Origin of the sequence: Pseudomonas fluorescens (genome assembly GCF_902497875.1) — a bacterium.
GTDB lineage: Bacteria > Pseudomonadota > Gammaproteobacteria > Pseudomonadales > Pseudomonadaceae > Aquipseudomonas > Aquipseudomonas fluorescens_BR.
Genome location: NZ_CABVHY010000034.1, coordinates 69282 through 84866 on the forward strand (window position 1 = coordinate 69282; position 15585 = coordinate 84866).

At 59.2% G+C, this 15585-nt stretch carries 12 protein-coding genes, 9 tRNA genes and 1 riboswitch; of the genes, 1 reads left to right on the plus strand and 20 read right to left on the minus strand.

Translation table 11 applies throughout. The annotated features are described in order from the left end of the window. The 14 genes from F8N85_RS35205 to ltaE all read right to left on the minus strand — a co-directional run. On the minus strand, nt 1–183 hold a 183-nt coding region (locus F8N85_RS35205), incomplete at its 3' end, for a hypothetical protein (RefSeq protein ID WP_224795762.1). 623 nt (nt 184–806) lie between these two features. After that, nucleotides 807–883, minus strand: a tRNA-Arg gene (locus F8N85_RS27630). 72 nt (nt 884–955) lie between these two features. After that, a tRNA-Arg gene (locus F8N85_RS27635) sits at nt 956–1032 on the minus strand. 72 nt (nt 1033–1104) lie between these two features. After that, a tRNA-Arg gene (locus F8N85_RS27640) sits at nt 1105–1181 on the minus strand. Between the two features lie 72 nt (nt 1182–1253). Beyond that, nucleotides 1254–1330: transfer RNA gene (locus F8N85_RS27645), tRNA-Arg, on the minus strand. Nucleotides 1331–1402: 72 nt separating this feature from the next. Further along, nucleotides 1403–1479, minus strand: a tRNA-Arg gene (locus F8N85_RS27650). A gap of 72 nt (nt 1480–1551) precedes the next feature. Further along, a tRNA-Arg gene (locus tag F8N85_RS27655) sits at nt 1552–1628 on the minus strand. A gap of 72 nt (nt 1629–1700) precedes the next feature. Then, nucleotides 1701–1777, minus strand: a tRNA-Arg gene (locus F8N85_RS27660). A 72-nt stretch (nt 1778–1849) separates the two neighbouring features. Continuing rightward, nucleotides 1850–1926 (minus strand) — tRNA-Arg (locus F8N85_RS27665). A 109-nt stretch (nt 1927–2035) separates the two neighbouring features. Beyond that, nucleotides 2036–2126, minus strand: a tRNA-Ser gene (locus F8N85_RS27670). Nucleotides 2127–2188: 62 nt separating this feature from the next. Then, the gene (csrA, locus tag F8N85_RS27675; protein WP_002554426.1) at nt 2189–2377 is read right to left on the minus strand and encodes a carbon storage regulator CsrA; all 189 of its coding nucleotides are present in this window, start codon (nt 2375–2377) and stop codon (nt 2189–2191) included. A gap of 185 nt (nt 2378–2562) precedes the next feature. Further along, entirely contained in the window at nt 2563–3804 is a 1242-nt protein-coding gene (locus F8N85_RS27680) for an aspartate kinase (RefSeq protein ID WP_150806673.1), read from the minus strand. 90 nt (nt 3805–3894) lie between these two features. Then, nucleotides 3895–6513, minus strand: a complete 2619-nt coding sequence (gene alaS / locus F8N85_RS27685; protein WP_150806674.1) for an alanine--tRNA ligase — start codon at nt 6511–6513, stop codon at nt 3895–3897. 303 nt (nt 6514–6816) lie between these two features. Beyond that, entirely contained in the window at nt 6817–7821 is a 1005-nt protein-coding gene (gene ltaE / locus F8N85_RS27690) for a low-specificity L-threonine aldolase (RefSeq protein ID WP_150806675.1), read from the minus strand. A gap of 219 nt (nt 7822–8040) precedes the next feature. Then, a riboswitch (FMN riboswitch) is annotated at nt 8041–8212 on the plus strand. A 121-nt stretch (nt 8213–8333) separates the two neighbouring features. On the opposite strand from ltaE, the gene F8N85_RS27695 reads away from it, so the two are divergent. Then, nucleotides 8334–8843 carry a 6,7-dimethyl-8-ribityllumazine synthase gene (locus tag F8N85_RS27695; protein WP_150806676.1) on the plus strand — a complete coding sequence of 170 codons (510 nt, stop codon included), beginning with the start codon at nt 8334–8336 and terminating at the stop codon, nt 8841–8843. Between the two features lie 218 nt (nt 8844–9061). Here the strand turns inward: F8N85_RS27695 and astE are convergent, their stop codons facing one another. The 6 genes from astE to aruF all read right to left on the minus strand — a co-directional run bounded on the left by astE (nt 9062) and on the right by aruF (nt 15528). Beyond that, entirely contained in the window at nt 9062–10072 is a 1011-nt protein-coding gene (gene astE, locus F8N85_RS27700; RefSeq protein ID WP_150806677.1) for a succinylglutamate desuccinylase, read from the minus strand. 12 nt (nt 10073–10084) lie between these two features. Next, nucleotides 10085–10372 carry a topoisomerase II gene (locus F8N85_RS27705; RefSeq protein WP_150806678.1) on the minus strand — a complete coding sequence of 96 codons (288 nt, stop codon included), beginning with the start codon at nt 10370–10372 and terminating at the stop codon, nt 10085–10087. Between the two features lie 63 nt (nt 10373–10435). After that, nucleotides 10436–11782 carry an N-succinylarginine dihydrolase gene (gene astB / locus F8N85_RS27710; RefSeq protein ID WP_150806679.1) on the minus strand — a complete coding sequence of 449 codons (1347 nt, stop codon included), beginning with the start codon at nt 11780–11782 and terminating at the stop codon, nt 10436–10438. Between the two features lie 170 nt (nt 11783–11952). Then, entirely contained in the window at nt 11953–13422 is a 1470-nt protein-coding gene (astD, locus tag F8N85_RS27715; protein ID WP_191636276.1) for a succinylglutamate-semialdehyde dehydrogenase, read from the minus strand. Then, on the minus strand, nt 13419–14453 hold the full coding sequence (gene astA, locus F8N85_RS27720) for an arginine N-succinyltransferase (protein WP_150806681.1): 1035 nt from the start codon (nt 14451–14453) through the stop codon (nt 13419–13421). Before astA ends, astD begins: the two co-directional genes overlap by 4 nt. A 55-nt stretch (nt 14454–14508) precedes the next feature. Further along, entirely contained in the window at nt 14509–15528 is a 1020-nt protein-coding gene (aruF, locus tag F8N85_RS27725) for an arginine/ornithine succinyltransferase subunit alpha (RefSeq protein ID WP_150806682.1), read from the minus strand. Nucleotides 15529–15585: the final 57 nt, after the last annotated feature.

The window sequence follows — 15585 nt, forward strand, 5'->3', positions numbered from 1 at the left end:
GTCCTTGAACGGATGGCTCCAGTTCTTCAGCGGTTGCAGAGCGTCGGCGCCTGGTTCCGGGGGTAAAGATGCGCGGACCGGGCCTGTGTCGGGCGTCGGCAGGATCGGGGAATCGCGCACCTCAAACCGAGAGTTCCGGTCAGTGTATTGCCGTCCAAAAAGCCAAGTGGACAACTTGCTCATGGGGTGTTCGCTCCTTGCGAAGGTGTCAGCCAGAGAAATCCGAACGATGGATCATCTTGAGCGACCGCGACACCCCCTAAAGTCGCATCAGGAACGTCCCTATAACCTTTGCCGAATATGCCTACAGCGATGGCTAGCTGATGGGATGCCTCACTGTTTTCGCGGGATAGCAGACAGTCGGGGCACCTGTGGACAAACCCGAAATCATTAGGTGGCCGTTACCGCAGAAATGGATATGTACATCAGCGAGAGATGAGTTGGCTGTCAGGGCCGTTATCGCGAGCAGGCTCGCTCCCACATTTTGATTTGGGTACATCCGGGGGAGACAGGTCGACCTGGCCGGCCGCCAATCGCGAGCAAGCTCGCTCCTACAGTGGATCTGGGTACAGTCGCGAGAGATAGGTCAGCAATAGAGTATCGACAGGTGATCGAGTACCGAGCGATAGTGGCTTCAATGCCCTACGCGCCCCCTTGGGGCGAGGCAACGAGACAAAGCGCCCATGACCGCAGCGTAGCGGCCTTCGCATCCACCACGACCGCCTGAGCGGGCACCCTGCACCACCTGAAAAACGACCACGAAAAAAAACGCCCCAATCCGTGAGGACTGGGGCGCTTTTCATGTTTGGTGCACTCGACAGGATTCGAACCTGTGACCGCTCGGTTCGTAGCCGAGTACTCTATCCAGCTGAGCTACGAGTGCATTTTGTGTTTGATAAACCAGACCACCGCTGGTTGAAGCAAGTTGCCTGCATCACTGCAGACAACTCTTAAATGGTGCACTCGACAGGATTCGAACCTGTGACCGCTCGGTTCGTAGCCGAGTACTCTATCCAGCTGAGCTACGAGTGCATTTTGTGTTTGATAAACCAGACCACCGCTGGTTGAAGCAAGTTGCCTGCATCACTGCAGACAACTCTTAAATGGTGCACTCGACAGGATTCGAACCTGTGACCGCTCGGTTCGTAGCCGAGTACTCTATCCAGCTGAGCTACGAGTGCATTTTGTGTTTGATAAACCAGACCACCGCTGGTTGAAGCAAGTTGCCTGCATCACTGCAGACAACTCTTAAATGGTGCACTCGACAGGATTCGAACCTGTGACCGCTCGGTTCGTAGCCGAGTACTCTATCCAGCTGAGCTACGAGTGCATTTTGTGTTTGATAAACCAGACCACCGCTGGTTGAAGCAAGTTGCCTGCATCACTGCAGACAACTCTTAAATGGTGCACTCGACAGGATTCGAACCTGTGACCGCTCGGTTCGTAGCCGAGTACTCTATCCAGCTGAGCTACGAGTGCATTTTGTGTTTGATAAACCAGACCACCGCTGGTTGAAGCAAGTTGCCTGCATCACTGCAGACAACTCTTAAATGGTGCACTCGACAGGATTCGAACCTGTGACCGCTCGGTTCGTAGCCGAGTACTCTATCCAGCTGAGCTACGAGTGCATTTTGTGTTTGATAAACCAGACCACCGCTGGTTGAAGCAAGTTGCCTGCATCACTGCAGACAACTCTTAAATGGTGCACTCGACAGGATTCGAACCTGTGACCGCTCGGTTCGTAGCCGAGTACTCTATCCAGCTGAGCTACGAGTGCATTTTGTGTTTGATAAACCAGACCACCGCTGGTTGAAGCAAGTTGCCTGCATCACTGCAGACAACTCTTAAATGGTGCACTCGACAGGATTCGAACCTGTGACCGCTCGGTTCGTAGCCGAGTACTCTATCCAGCTGAGCTACGAGTGCATTTGTTGCCGCGCATTATAGTCCGTCGAATCTTTTTGTAAAGCGCTTTTTTTCTAGTAATTTCAACAACTTACCGAATAAGCCAGATTACAACGTACTAGATAAATAATGGCGGAGAAGGGGGGATTCGAACCCCCGACACCCTTTTGAGATGTACTCCCTTAGCAGGGGAGCGCCTTCGGCCACTCGGCCACCTCTCCGCAACACGGGGCGTATGTTAACCAACCTTTTCCCCGTTTGCAAACATAAAAAACGATAAAAATTAATGGCTTGGTTCTTCATCCTTCTCTTTCTTGATCCGCAGGTAGATTTCCTCGCGGTGAACCGCCACTTCCTTGGGTGCGTTGACACCAATACGCACCTGATTTCCTTTGACGCCGAGCACCGTCACAGTGATTTCGCCATCACCAATAATCAGGCTTTCTGCGCATCGACGAGTCAGAATCAGCATACCTTTCTCCTCACGCATTTCATTTCAGGGACAACAGTCTGCAAAAAAAAGGCACTCGACCCACAACCGGAGCGGTCGCAGCCCTACATGCCTAAGTATTGACTAGCGCGAGCAAAAGAACAGGCTTGAGCCGCGCCTATCAAAAAAACAAAAGGCGCGGATAACCGCGCCCTTTGGCTAACGCATCACTCGCCCTGTCGGACCGGTGCGTCCAGGTCGAAAGCCGTGTGCAGAGCACGCACAGCCAGTTCCAGGTACTTCTCTTCGATCACCACCGACACCTTGATTTCCGAGGTCGAGATCATCTGGATGTTGATGGTCTCTTTGGCCAGCGCTTCGAACATGCGACTGGCAACACCCGCATGGGAGCGCATGCCAACGCCGACGATCGAGACCTTGGCGATCTTGGTATCGCCAACGACTTCGCGGGCACCGATCTCGCGAGCGGTGTTTTCCAGCACTTGCTGGGCCGCCAGGTAGTCGTTGCGGTGAACGGTGAAGGTGAAGTCGGTGGTGTTATCGTGCGCAACGTTCTGCACGATCATGTCGACTTCGATGTTCGCGCCACTGATCGGGCCGAGAATCTTGAAGGCCACGCCGGGAGTGTCTGGCACACCACGGATGGTCAGCTTGGCTTCATCGCGATTGAAAGCGATGCCGGAAATGATCGGCTGTTCCATGGTTTCCTCTTCATCAATAGTAATGAGGGTGCCCGGACCCTCCTTGAAGCTGTGCAATACGCGCAGCGGAACGTTGTACTTGCCGGCGAACTCGACCGCACGAATCTGCAACACCTTGGAACCGAGGCTGGCCATTTCCAGCATCTCTTCGAAGGTAATCTTGTCCAGGCGCTGAGCCACGGACACGACGCGCGGATCGGTGGTGTAGACACCGTCCACATCGGTGTAGATCTGGCACTCATCAGCCTTCAAGGCTGCCGCCAGCGCCACACCGGTGGTATCGGAGCCGCCACGACCGAGGGTGGTGATGTTGCCGTGCTCGTCGACGCCCTGGAAACCGGCGACCACAACCACTCGACCGGCTTTCAGGTCACCACGAATCTTCTGATCATCAATCTGCAATATGCGCGCTTTATTGTGTGCGCTATCGGTCAGAATCCGCACCTGGTTGCCGGTGTACGACACCGCCGGCACACCACGCTTGATCAGCGCCATGGCCAACAGGGCAATGGTCACCTGCTCGCCCGTGGAGACAATCACATCCAGTTCACGGGGAACCGGTTGGCCGTCACCACTGATTTTTTTGGCCAGATCGATCAGACGGTTGGTCTCGCCGCTCATTGCAGACAACACAATCACCAGGTCATCGCCGGCTTCGCGGAATTTCTTAACCTTGTCAGCGACTTGCTCGATTCTCTCGACAGTGCCGACCGAGGTGCCTCCAAATTTCTGTACGATCAAAGCCATTTCAAAGCCGCCTCTGCCCATGAAGGGCGCCCAATAATCACTCAAACAGCTGCGAAGCCCGTCACTAGACGACGGGCTCGGCACGCAGCCTTATAAACCCTGCTCTACAAATGGAACGGCCAGGGCCAGTGCGCCATCCAGGGCGCTAGCGTCAACACCACCGCCTTGCGCCATGTCCGGACGACCACCGCCCTTCCCGCCCACTGCCGCAGCGGCTTGTTTCATCAAATCACCGGCTTTGAGTTGGCCAGTCAGGTCTTTGGTCACGCCTGCAACCAGAACGACCTTTTCCTCATGGACACTGCCGAGCAGGATCACTGCGCGGCCGAGTTTGTTCTTCAACTGATCGACCAAGGCCAACAGCGCCTTGCCATCCTGACCGTCCAGACGCACGGCCAGCACTTTCACTCCTTTGACATCCAGTGCACTAGCCGACAGATCGTCACCAGCGGCGCTGGCGGCCTTGGCCTGCAACTGCTCGAGTTGCTTTTCCAGCGCACGGTTGCGCTCAAGCACAGCCAGGAGCTTGTCGATCACGTTGTCGCGACTGCCCTTGACCAGGCTCGCCGCTTCCTTGAGTTGTTCTTCAGCGCCGTTCAGATAAGCCAGCGCCGCAGCGCCGGTCAGCGCTTCGATACGACGAACACCGGACGCCACACCGCCTTCGCTGACGATTTTCAGCAGGCCGATGTCGCCGGTGCGATTGGCGTGGATACCGCCGCACAGCTCGACGGAGAAATCACCGCCCATGCTCAGCACTCGCACGTTGTCGCCGTACTTCTCGCCAAACAGCGCCATGGCGCCTTTTTTCTTGGCGGTTTCGATATCGGTTTCTTCGGTTTCGACCGCGGTGTTGTGACGCACTTCACGGTTGACGATGTCTTCCAGGGCCTTCAACTGCTCGGGCTTGATTGCCTCGAAGTGGCTGAAGTCGAAGCGCAGACGCTGACTGTCGACCAGCGAGCCTTTCTGTTGCACGTGCTCGCCCAGGACCTGGCGCAGCGCGGCGTGCAGCAAGTGGGTCGCGGAGTGGTTCAGCGAAGTGGCATGACGCACGTCGGCGTCGACCTGAGCCTCGACCTCTGCGCCGATGATCAGGCTGCCCGAAGCCAGCACACCGTGATGCAGGAACGCGCCGCCGGTTTTGGTGGTGTCGCGCACGTCGAAACGCGCTACCCCGGCTTGCAGATAGCCGCAGTCGCCGATCTGGCCGCCCGATTCAGCGTAGAACGGGGTCTGATCGAGAATGACCACGCCCTCTTCGCCTTCGCTCAGCACGTCGACCGATTGCCCGTCTTTATAGAGCGCAATCACTTTGGCCGAACCGCTGGTGGCTTTGTAGCCGGTGAACTCGGTGGCCACATCAACCTTGACCAGGCTGTTGTAGTCCATGCCGAACGAGCTGGCCGACCGCGCACGGACGCGCTGGGCTTCCATCTCGCGCTCGAAACCTTCTTCGTCGATGGTCAGGTTGCGCTCACGGGCGATGTCGCCGGTCAGGTCCATCGGGAAGCCGTAGGTGTCGTACAACTTGAACACCACATCGCCAGGAACCACGTCGCCCTTGAGCTCGGCCAGATCCTGCTCGAGGATTTTCAAGCCCTGCTCCAGGGTCTTGGCGAACTGCTCTTCTTCGGCTTTCAACACGCGCTCGATGTGCGCCTGGCCTTGGGTCAGTTCAGGGAACGCTTCGCCCATCTCGGCGACCAGTGCGGCAACGATCTGATAGAAGAAGCTGCCCTTGGCGCCCAGCTTGTTGCCGTGGCGGCAGGCGCGACGGATGATCCGGCGCAGCACGTAGCCACGACCTTCGTTGGACGGCAGCACGCCGTCGGCGACCAGGAAACCGCAGGAGCGAATGTGGTCGGCGACCACTTTCAGCGAAGCCTGGTTGTCATTGGTGCAACCGATGGCCTTGGCCGAAGCGCTCAGCAGGCTCTGGAACAGGTCGATTTCATAGTTCGAGTGAACGTGCTGCAGCACGGCACTGATCCGCTCCAGGCCCATGCCGGTATCCACCGACGGTGCCGGCAGCGGATGCAACACGCCATCGGCGGTGCGGTTGAACTGCATGAACACGTTGTTCCAGATTTCGATGTAACGGTCGCCGTCTTCTTCCGGCGAGCCCGGTGGGCCACCCCAGATATCGGCGCCGTGATCGTAGAAAATCTCGGTGCACGGACCGCACGGACCGGTATCGCCCATGGTCCAGAAGTTGTCGGAAGCGTACGGCGCGCCCTTGTTGTCGCCGATACGGACCATACGCTCGGCCGGAACCCCGATTTCCTTGGTCCAGATGTCATAGGCTTCGTCATCGCTGGCGTAGACCGTGACCCAGAGTTTTTCCTTGGGCAGGCCCAGGACCGACGTCAGGAAGGTCCAGGCGAAGCTGATCGCATCACGCTTGAAATAGTCGCCGAAGCTGAAGTTGCCCAGCATCTCGAAAAAAGTATGGTGACGAGCGGTATAGCCGACGTTTTCCAGGTCGTTATGCTTGCCGCCGGCGCGGACGCACTTCTGGCTGCTGACGGCGCGGGTATAGGCGCGTTTTTCCTGGCCCAAAAAGCAGTCCTTGAACTGGTTCATCCCCGCGTTAGTGAACAGCAGGGTTGGGTCGTTGCCAGGAATCAAAGAGCTCGAGGCTACACGGGTGTGGCCTTGCTCTTCGAAGAAGCGAAGGAAGGCTTCACGGATTTCTGCGCTTTTCATTAGGTTCTTCCACGGAGACTGGGCCAAAGGCCGGTGCAAAACGTCAAAAGACGGAGCGACGGCAAAGGGCCGCATTATATCGGCCCTGCGCTTTGGGTACAGCGTGTTTATACGATAGAGAGGGTCAATTAGACCGAACGTAGCCCGTGTGGCTGGTTCTATTAGTCAACTTCGGCGTCAGAAACCCATATCCTGCGTTGCCGTTCCTCGCCATAGCGGGCTATGACTCGTCATGGCGCCTTGGCTCTGGGGCTTCTGGCATCCGAATTTGATCCAATGAACGAGCCGTACGGGCTACCATTATCACTTTCCGGAAAACTCGGCAAATGTGCCGACGACCTGCTCGATCTGCGCCCGGCTGACGTCCAGGTGGGTGACCATGCGCAAGCGCGCGGCGGCACTGAGCTTGATCCCGCGTTCGGCGGCAAAGGCCTTGATCGCCTCGGCCCGCTCGCCCATCTGCACGTAGACCATGTTGGTCTGCACCGGCTCGACCGCATAACCCGCCGCGCGCAGGCCCTCGGCCAGCAACTGGGCGTTGGCATGGTCATCGGCCAGGCGCTGCACCTGGTGATCCAGCGCATACAGCCCCGCCGCGGCGAGAATGCCGGCCTGGCGCATGCCGCCACCGACCATCTTGCGCAGTCGTCGCGCCTTGCCGATCAACTCGGGCGTGCCACACAGCACCGAACCAATCGGCGCGCCAAGGCCTTTGGACAGGCACACCGATACCGAATCGAAATGCCGGGTGATCTCCCGCGCATCAACACCGAGCTTGACCGCGGCGTTGTACAACCGCGCGCCATCCAGGTGCAGGGAGAGGCCATGCTCCCGAGTAAAGCGGCGGGCCTGGGCCAGGTATTCCAACGGCAGGACTTTGCCTTGCATGGTGTTTTCCAGGGCCAGCAAGCGCGTGCGGGCGAAATGGAAGTCGTCCGGTTTGATTGCCGCGGCCACCTGGGCCAGGTCCAGCGAGCCGTCGGCCTGGACTTCCAGTGGCTGCGGCTGGATCGAACCGAGCACCGCCGCACCGCCCCCTTCGTACTTATAGGTATGCGCCTGCTGGCCGACGATATATTCGTCGCCGCGCTCACAATGGGCCATCAACGCCAGCAGATTACTCATGGTGCCGCTGGGCACAAACAACGCTTGAGCAAAACCCAGGCGCTGGGCCAGTTCGGCTTCAAGGCGGTTCACCGTCGGGTCTTCACCGTACACATCGTCCCCGGTGGCGGCAGTTGCCATGGCCTCAAGCATCCCGGCAGTCGGTTGGGTCACTGTGTCGCTACGAAGATCGATAACACTCATGGAGCAGGCCTCGGCAATGGGACGCGAACGTCGCCGCTAACTAAACGGGAAAATCCCTTTCGAACTGGATTACTGCGGTCATCGCCCTCGATAATCAAGGCTCAGGTCAAGAAAAGCCGGTTCAAGGCAACGGAAAATTCGATTCATATCATCAAAAAGCAGCGATGCGCAGCTCAGAAATATATGTTAAAAACTCACCGCCGCCAGAAATGCTGGTGGCAACGTTCTCAGGGCGGGGTGCAACTCCCCACCGGCGGTAATTGCGCGCAATGCGCATAGCCCGCGAGCGCTTGGTGACACGGACAGCTTCGGCAGTCTGCGTCGGCAAGGTCAGCAGACCCGGTGTGATCCCGGGGCCGACGGTCATAGTCCGGATGAAGAGAGAACGGGATTGGCGCCAAAGGGCCGTCTCACGGCATTCGTGCGATTAACTGCGCGATCGACCGGAACGTACCCTTAAATCCCATTCGATTCATAAGCCCTGTTTTTCACACAAACAGGAGTCAGAACAGATGCAACCCACCGCAATCGATAGCAAGAGCAAAAACCATCAGGGCGAGCGCGTCGCGTTTATCCAGGCCTGCTGGCACAAGGAAATCGTCGACCAGAGCCGTAAAGGCTTTGTCGCCGAAATGCTCGTCCAGGGCTATCAGGAAAGTGACATCGACTTCTTTGAAGTCGGCGGCGCCTTTGAAATCCCGCTGCACGCCAAACTGCTGGCCAAATCCGGCCGTTACGCCGGCATCGTCGCTGCCGGACTGGTGGTGGACGGTGGGATCTACCGCCACGAATTCGTCGCCCAGTCGGTGATCAGCGGCCTGATGCAGGTTCAGCTGGAAACCGAAGTACCGGTGTTCTCGGTGGTACTGACCCCGCACCACTTCCATGCCGGCGAAGAACATCAGAAGTTCTTCTTCGAGCATTTTGTGCATAAAGGTCAGGAAGCGGCGAAGACCTGTGCCGACACCCTGCACAAGACCCGTGCGCTGCGTCGTCATGAGCCGCGGGCGGTAGCGGTTTAAGGCTCAGCTCCGCTCTCACAGAATGACGCAATACCTGTGGGAGCGAGCTTGCTCCGGGCGGCGATCCGACGATAGCGGACTGACAGCCAACATCATTGTTGAATGTTAAACCGCTATCGCGAGCAAGCTCGCTCCCACAGGGTTCAGCGTGCGCCACACCTGTTTGTCGCGGCACAAATTCACTGTAGGAGCGAGCTTGCTCGCGATGCTTTCAAAGGTCAGACCAGGTTTTCGGCAGTGGTCGGCACTATCAGAATCCCTGCCCGCAAGCCGTTCTTCACCTTTGGATTGGGGAAGATGATCCGTGCGCCGTCTTCTTCGACGATCCAGCGGGTCTGGGCGATGTCTTCCGCCAGCAAGTAACCCTTTTTCAGCTCCGAAAAGTTCTCGATATCCGCCGGCAGGTGCAGGTGGAAGGTATCGCTGTGCTTGATGATCTCCCGTGCCACGCTGAACAGCTGCAAGCCGTCCAGCCCGTCATCGGCAAACGAGGGCTCGGTGCCTTCAATGATTTGCTTGAGGCGGGTTTCCAGGCGATCGACGTTGACCCCTTCGTTCTGCCCGAACGGCCGGGCCTTGCCCAGTTCCAGGGTGAAGGACTCGGCGCCGAGTTTGTCGTAGGTGTAAGAACTGAAAACGATCGAAGGCTTGTTCTGCAACAGCACCGCGTCCATACCGGCTGCGCGCAGGCGCATCAGCTCCTGGCGTGAATGCTGGCGGCCTTCCTTCCACGGATACAACGCGAACTGCTCGATCTTCGAGCCGCGAATGGCGGTGTGCAGGTCGTAGTGCAAGCGGCTGCGATCCGGCAGGCTGAAGAAGCTCGCGGCCAGACGCTCGAGCGCGCAAGCGCGCAAGGCTTCGGAACCGCTGGTCAGTTCGTGACGGCCGTTGAACAGCCGATTGACGTCCTGCTCAATATAACGCTCGCCGTGGCGCATGGCCTCGGGGTTACCGAACAGGAACAGAATGCGTGCACAGGGCTTCAAATCACCACGGGCAATGTCGTGCAACAGACGGTCGAGCAACTCGATCGGGGCGGTCTCGTTACCGTGGATGCCGGCCGACAACAGCAGATCCATGCCGTTATCGCGAGCTTCAGGTGGCCGGACTTCCAGCGCACCTTCGCTCAACCAGCGCATCCGCACGCCTTCGACAGTCAGTTGAGTCTTCTCCGCCGGTTCGCGGCCGGCGAGGGTCAGTTCAAGCAGTTTGCCGAGGGCGAGCATAGAGCAATTTCCTTAATGGTCGTGTGCGCAATCCGGGCCATGCACGTGGTCTTCGTCACCGACTTCGGCCGGTTCCATTTCCAGTTGCAGACTTACAAGATTAGTCGCCAATGGGCGCAACAACAGGTTGGCGTACTCAGCATCGCCTTCTTCGACGTCTACACCGATCAGCAACTGGCCGCGGCCGTCGTGCTGGATCCACAATTCCTTGCCTTGCCACATCACCGCAACGCGGGTGCAGGTCGTTTCCAGTTGAGTGCCGTCGGTGTCTTCAAGGATCAGCTGCAGGGTATCGCTCATTATTACGTTCTCATCTGGAAATAAAGCGGCGCGCCCGGCTCTGATGGAACCGGACGCGGGCTTTCAATTGATCTGGAATGGATAAACCGCGCCCAGTTTAAGGATTTGTGTCAGTTCATCCAGTGCCGTCCGGCACTCAAGCAACAATTGCGGGTCCGCCAGATCGCTTTCGCGCATGACGTCGCGGTAGTGCTTGTCGACCCATTGGGTCAGTGTGTCGTACAACGGCGCGGTCATGATAACCCCTGGATTGACCGCCGCCAGCTCGGTTTCATTCAGCGCGACACGAAGCCGCAGGCACGCCGGGCCACCGCCGTTCTGCATGCTCTGCTTGAGGTCGAAGACTTTCACTTCGCGGATCAGCCCGCCGGAGCTGGTCAGGCTTTGCAGGTACTGCCAGACACGGTCGTTGTTCTGGCACTCTTGCGGCACGATCAGCAGCATCGAACCGTCGGCGCGCGACAGCAGCTGGCTGTTGAACAGGTAGGAACGCACGGCGTCCTCGACCGTCACCTGGGAGCGCGGTACGCAGATCGCCTTGAAATTGCCGCCACGCTTGGCCAGCTTGGTCTGCAGTTCAGCCAGCATGGAGTCGGTGTCGAGGAATGCGTCCTCGTGGTAGAACAGCGCCTCGCCATTGCCCACCGAAATCACGTCGTTATGGAACACGCCCTGATCGATCACCGAGGGATTCTGCTGGGCGAAAACCACGCCCTCCTCGCTCAAGCCGTGCAGGCGGGCGACTGCTTGCGAGGCTTCGAGCGTCTGGCGCGCCGGGTACTTTTGCGGAGCCGGGTAACGGGTATCGAACGCGCTGCGACCGTACACGAAGAACTCGACGCCAGCCTGGCCGTATTCACGGCAGAAACGTGTGTGGTTGGCCGCGCCTTCGTCACCGAACTGCGCCACCGCCGGCAACGCGGCGTGGTGGGCGAAGTGCTTCTGGTCAGCGAACATCGCGCCCAGCACGCGGCTGGTGGTCGGGTGTTCGATGCTGCGGTGGTATTTGCAGTTGAGGTTGGCGGCGGTGAAATGCACGCGACCGTCAGCAGTGTCGGCGCTCGGGCTGACGGTAGCGGCGTTGGCCACCCACATGCTCGAGGCCGAGCAGCTGGCGACCAGCAACGGCATGGCCTGTTTGGCCGCCTGCTCGATCACTTGCGCGTCAGTGCCGCTGAAACCCAGCTTACGCAGGCCTGCCACATCCGGGCGCTCCTGGGGCGCGAGCACACCTTGCTGAAAGCCCATTTCCATCAGCGCTTTCATTTTCGCCAGGCCTTGCAGTGCCGCTTCCTTTGGATTGGAGGACTGCTGGCTGTTGCTCTGGGACGCGACGTTGCCGTAGGACAGACCGCCGTAGTTATGGGTCGGCCCCACTAGACCGTCAAAGTTGACTTCATAGGATTTCATCAGCGAGGCTCCACAAAAAACTGTTGTTATACATTCGGTTCGACCGCTTCGCGGTCATCGCGAGCAAGCTCGCTCCCACATGAGCTGCGCTGTACTGGTGGGAGTGGCAGATCCCATATTCAGGGTCGATGCAAAACCCTGTGGGAGCGAGCCTGCTCGCGATAGCGGTCTTACGACATGCGCACGCCGGGTGTCAGGGCCGTCGGCAAGGTCAGGCTCGGTGTTTCCAGCGAGGCCACCGGGTACGCGCAGTAATCCGCCGCGTAATAGGCACTGGCGCGATGGTTGCCCGAGGCGCCTACGCCGCCGAACGGCGCGCTGCTCGCGGCACCGGTCAGCTGCTTGTTCCAGTTGACGATACCCGCACGGCTTTCCAGCCAGAACTGCTGATAACGATCCTCGGAATCCGACAGCAAACCGGCCGCCAGACCATATTGAGTGTCGTTGGCTTCAGCGATTGCGGCTTCGAAATCAGCGTAGCGAATCACTTGCAGCAATGGACCAAACAGCTCTTCATCCGGGCGATCCAGCACGGCGGTGACGTCGAGAATCCCCGGCGTCAGCAACGCGGCCTGGGCGACGGGTTGAGTCATTTCCAGCAGCGCCACGGCGCCGTTTCCGAGCAAGTGTTCCTGGGCTTCCATCAGCGCACGGGCGGCGCCGAGGGAAATCACCGAGCCCATGAACGGCGCCGGTTGTTTGTCGAACGCGCCGACTTCAATTGTCGAGCTGACCGCCACCAGACGCGCCAGCAGCGCATCGCCCCAGGCGCCTTGCGGTACCAGCAGACGACGAGCGCAGGTGCAGCGCTGACCGGCGGAAATGAACGCCGATTGGATAATGGTGTAGACCGCGGCATCGAGGTCAGCGACCTGATCGACCACCAGCGGGTTGTTGCCACCCATTTCCAGCGCCAGGATCTTGTCCGGACGCCCGGAGAATTGTTGGTGTAGATGGTTGCCAGTGCGGCTGGAACCAGTGAAGAACAAGCCGTCGATACCCGGATTGGCCGCCAGGGCGATCCCGGTTTCGCGAGCGCCTTGCAGCAGGTTCAGCACGCCGGCAGGCAGGCCGGCTTCGATCCAGCACTTGACCGTCAGCTCGGCGACTTTCGGGGTCAGCTCGCTCGGCTTGAACAGAACACTGTTACCGGCCAGCAAGGCAGGAACGATATGCCCGTTCGGCAAGTGACCCGGGAAGTTGTAGGGACCGAACACCGCCACTACACCGTGAGGCTTGTGGCGCAATACCGCGGTGGCGTCGCCCAATGGGCCGCTCTTCTCGCCGGTACGCTCGCGGTAGCTTTGCACCGAGATGGCGATCTTGTTGATCATGCTGGTGACTTCGGTGGCCGACTCCCACAGCGGTTTGCCGGTTTCTTCACCAATGCAGCGGGCCAGTTCGTCGGCGTGGTTTTTCAGGCTGGCGGCAAAGGCCTCCAGCACGCCGATACGCTCTTCCAGCGAGCGCTTGGCCCAGGCTGGAAAGGCCTGACGGGCAGCCTGCACGGCCGACTCGACTTGCGCGACGTTGGCGCCATTGCCGGACCACAGCACTTGCTGGGTCACCGGGTTCAACGATTCGAAGACTTCGCCCTGGCCTTCCAGCCATTCACCAGCGATGTATAGCGTGCTCATTATTTCGACTCCCGAGAAACTGGCTGGGCCGACAACGGCACAGCACGTACCTGATCGCCCGCCGTCAGTTGAAGACGTTTGGCGGTCAGTTGATCGACCACCAGGGTGCCTGCGGCGTAACGTGCGGGAGCGGCAGTGATCCGGCAGTCATCGCGCTTGCGGTTGTGGATCAGGTACGGCGTGGCATCGTCACCCGGGGTGCCGATGGCCAGCACCAGCGCCTGACTGTCGCGGATCGCACGGATCTTGCCGGTTTCGCATTCCACCGCCGGACCGGCGTCGAAGATGTCGACGTAGCCCTGATAACTGAAGCCTTCGCTCTTGAGCATGGCCAACGCCGGCTCGGTGTCGGTGTGAACCTTGCCGATCACGTTGCGCGCATCTTCGGAGAGGAAGCAGGTATACAACGGGAATTTCGGCATCAGTTCGGCGATAAAGGCCTTGTTACCGACCCCGGTCAGGTAATCGGCCTGGCTGAACTCCATCTTGAAGAAGTGCCGGCCCAGGCTTTCCCAGAACGGCGAGCGCCCGGCTTCGTCGGACATGCCGCGCATTTCGGCGATGATCTTGTTGCCGAACAATTGCGGGAATTCCGCGATAAACAGCATCCGCGCCTTGGCCAGCATGCGGCCGTTGAGGCCAGTGCGGTAATCGGCATGCAGGAACAACGAGCACAGCTCGGAGTTGCCGGTCAGGTCGTTGGCCAGGAACAGCGTCGGGATCTCGCGGTAGATCTTCAGCTCCTGAGAGGCGCTGACAGTCAGGCCGACCCGGAAGTTATACCAAGGCTCACGCAGGCCAACCGCACCGGCAATCGCCGAAATGCCCACCACCCGGCCGTCGTCGTCTTCAAGCACGAACAAGTAGTCCGCGTCACCGCGCTCGGCTTCGCCGCGAAAAGTCTTTTCCGCCCAGCCAACCCGATGCGCCAGGCGCTCTTCGTTGGCCGGCAAGGTAGTCAGGCCGGTGCCGGTGCTGCGGGCCAGGTCGATCAGAGCGGGTAAATCGCTGCTGCGTACGGGACGAACGATCATGCTATCTCCTCAAACAGGCGGCGCTGACGCCACCCGCGAAACTCGCTGTAAGGCTTTAAACCGCAACCAGGCGCACGCTGGCACCTTCGCCGACGCCCAGGGCTTCTGCCGCTTCAAGATCCAGGGTCACCGGTTTACCCGGCGCGTAGTCCAGATCGAGCAATACCGCGCGGTAATCCTGCAACTGCGCATTGGCCACCAGGTATTGACGACCGGCGCCTTTGACCGGCTCGCCGATTTTCACTGGCACCACACGGCTCTGGGCGATCGAACGGATCCCTGACACGCGGGCATGCAGGGTCGGGCCACCGTCGAAGATGTCGATGTAGTGATCGGTCTCGAAACCTTCGCGCATCAGGATGTCGAAGGTGATCTGCGCCCGTGGATGCACTTGGCCCATCGCCTCTTGGGCGGAATCGGGCAACAGCGGCACGTAGATCGGGTAGTGCGGCATCAGTTCGGCGAGGAAGGTCCGGCTTTTAAGCCCGCACAGACGCTCGGCGGCGGCGTAGTTCAGGTCGAAGAAGTTACGGCCAATGGCGTCCCAGAACGGCGAATCGCCATTCTCGTCGCTGTAACCGACGATCTCGGTCACCACCGAATCGGCAAAGCGCTCCGGGTGGCTGGCAACGAACAGCAGACGCCCCCGGGAGTTGAGTTCCGACCACGGCGAACCCACCAGCTCCGGGACCACGTAGAAGCTGGTCAACAGGCTGTTGCCCGTCAGGTCATGGCATTGGGAGAGCACGTGGATCTTGTTATGAATCTTCAGCTCACGGGAGGCGTGAACGAAGGTTTCATTACGGAAGCTGTAGAACGGCTCGGAGTAACCGGCCGAGGCCACGATCGCCGAACAGCCGACCAGTTTCCCGGTGCTGGTGTCTTCGAGCACGAAAAAGTAGCTTTCTTCGCCGTTAAAGCTGACTTCGGCGGCGAACGAGGCTTCGGACGCCGCGATCTTGTCGCTCAGGCGTTCGACATCATCCGGCAAGGAAGTGACACCAATCGGGCTGTCCGCAGCCAGACGCTGTACCTCGCCCAGATCAGCCATTTGCGCGGGGCGCATCACCAGCATGGTGTCACTCCTTTCTCTCGAAAAAACTCACAGAAGAAAATATCCCGGGCCGCTCCC

Excerpts from the sequence above, each read along its gene's own strand:
- csrA (WP_002554426.1), bottom strand. The coding sequence starts at position 2,377 with ATGCTGATTCTGACTCGTCGATGCGCAGAAAGCCTGATTATTGGTGAT.
- F8N85_RS27680 (WP_150806673.1), bottom strand. The coding sequence starts at position 3,804 with ATGGCTTTGATCGTACAGAAATTTGGAGGCACCTCGGTCGGCACTGTC.
- alaS (WP_150806674.1), bottom strand. The coding sequence starts at position 6,513 with ATGAAAAGCGCAGAAATCCGTGAAGCCTTCCTTCGCTTCTTCGAAGAG.
- ltaE (WP_150806675.1), bottom strand. The coding sequence starts at position 7,821 with ATGAGTGTTATCGATCTTCGTAGCGACACAGTGACCCAACCGACTGCC.
- F8N85_RS27695 (WP_150806676.1), top strand. The coding sequence starts at position 8,334 with ATGCAACCCACCGCAATCGATAGCAAGAGCAAAAACCATCAGGGCGAG.
- astE (WP_150806677.1), bottom strand. The coding sequence starts at position 10,072 with ATGCTCGCCCTCGGCAAACTGCTTGAACTGACCCTCGCCGGCCGCGAA.
- F8N85_RS27705 (WP_150806678.1), bottom strand. The coding sequence starts at position 10,372 with ATGAGCGATACCCTGCAGCTGATCCTTGAAGACACCGACGGCACTCAA.
- astB (WP_150806679.1), bottom strand. The coding sequence starts at position 11,782 with ATGAAATCCTATGAAGTCAACTTTGACGGTCTAGTGGGGCCGACCCAT.
- astA (WP_150806681.1), bottom strand. The coding sequence starts at position 14,453 with ATGATCGTTCGTCCCGTACGCAGCAGCGATTTACCCGCTCTGATCGAC.
- aruF (WP_150806682.1), bottom strand. The coding sequence starts at position 15,528 with ATGCTGGTGATGCGCCCCGCGCAAATGGCTGATCTGGGCGAGGTACAG.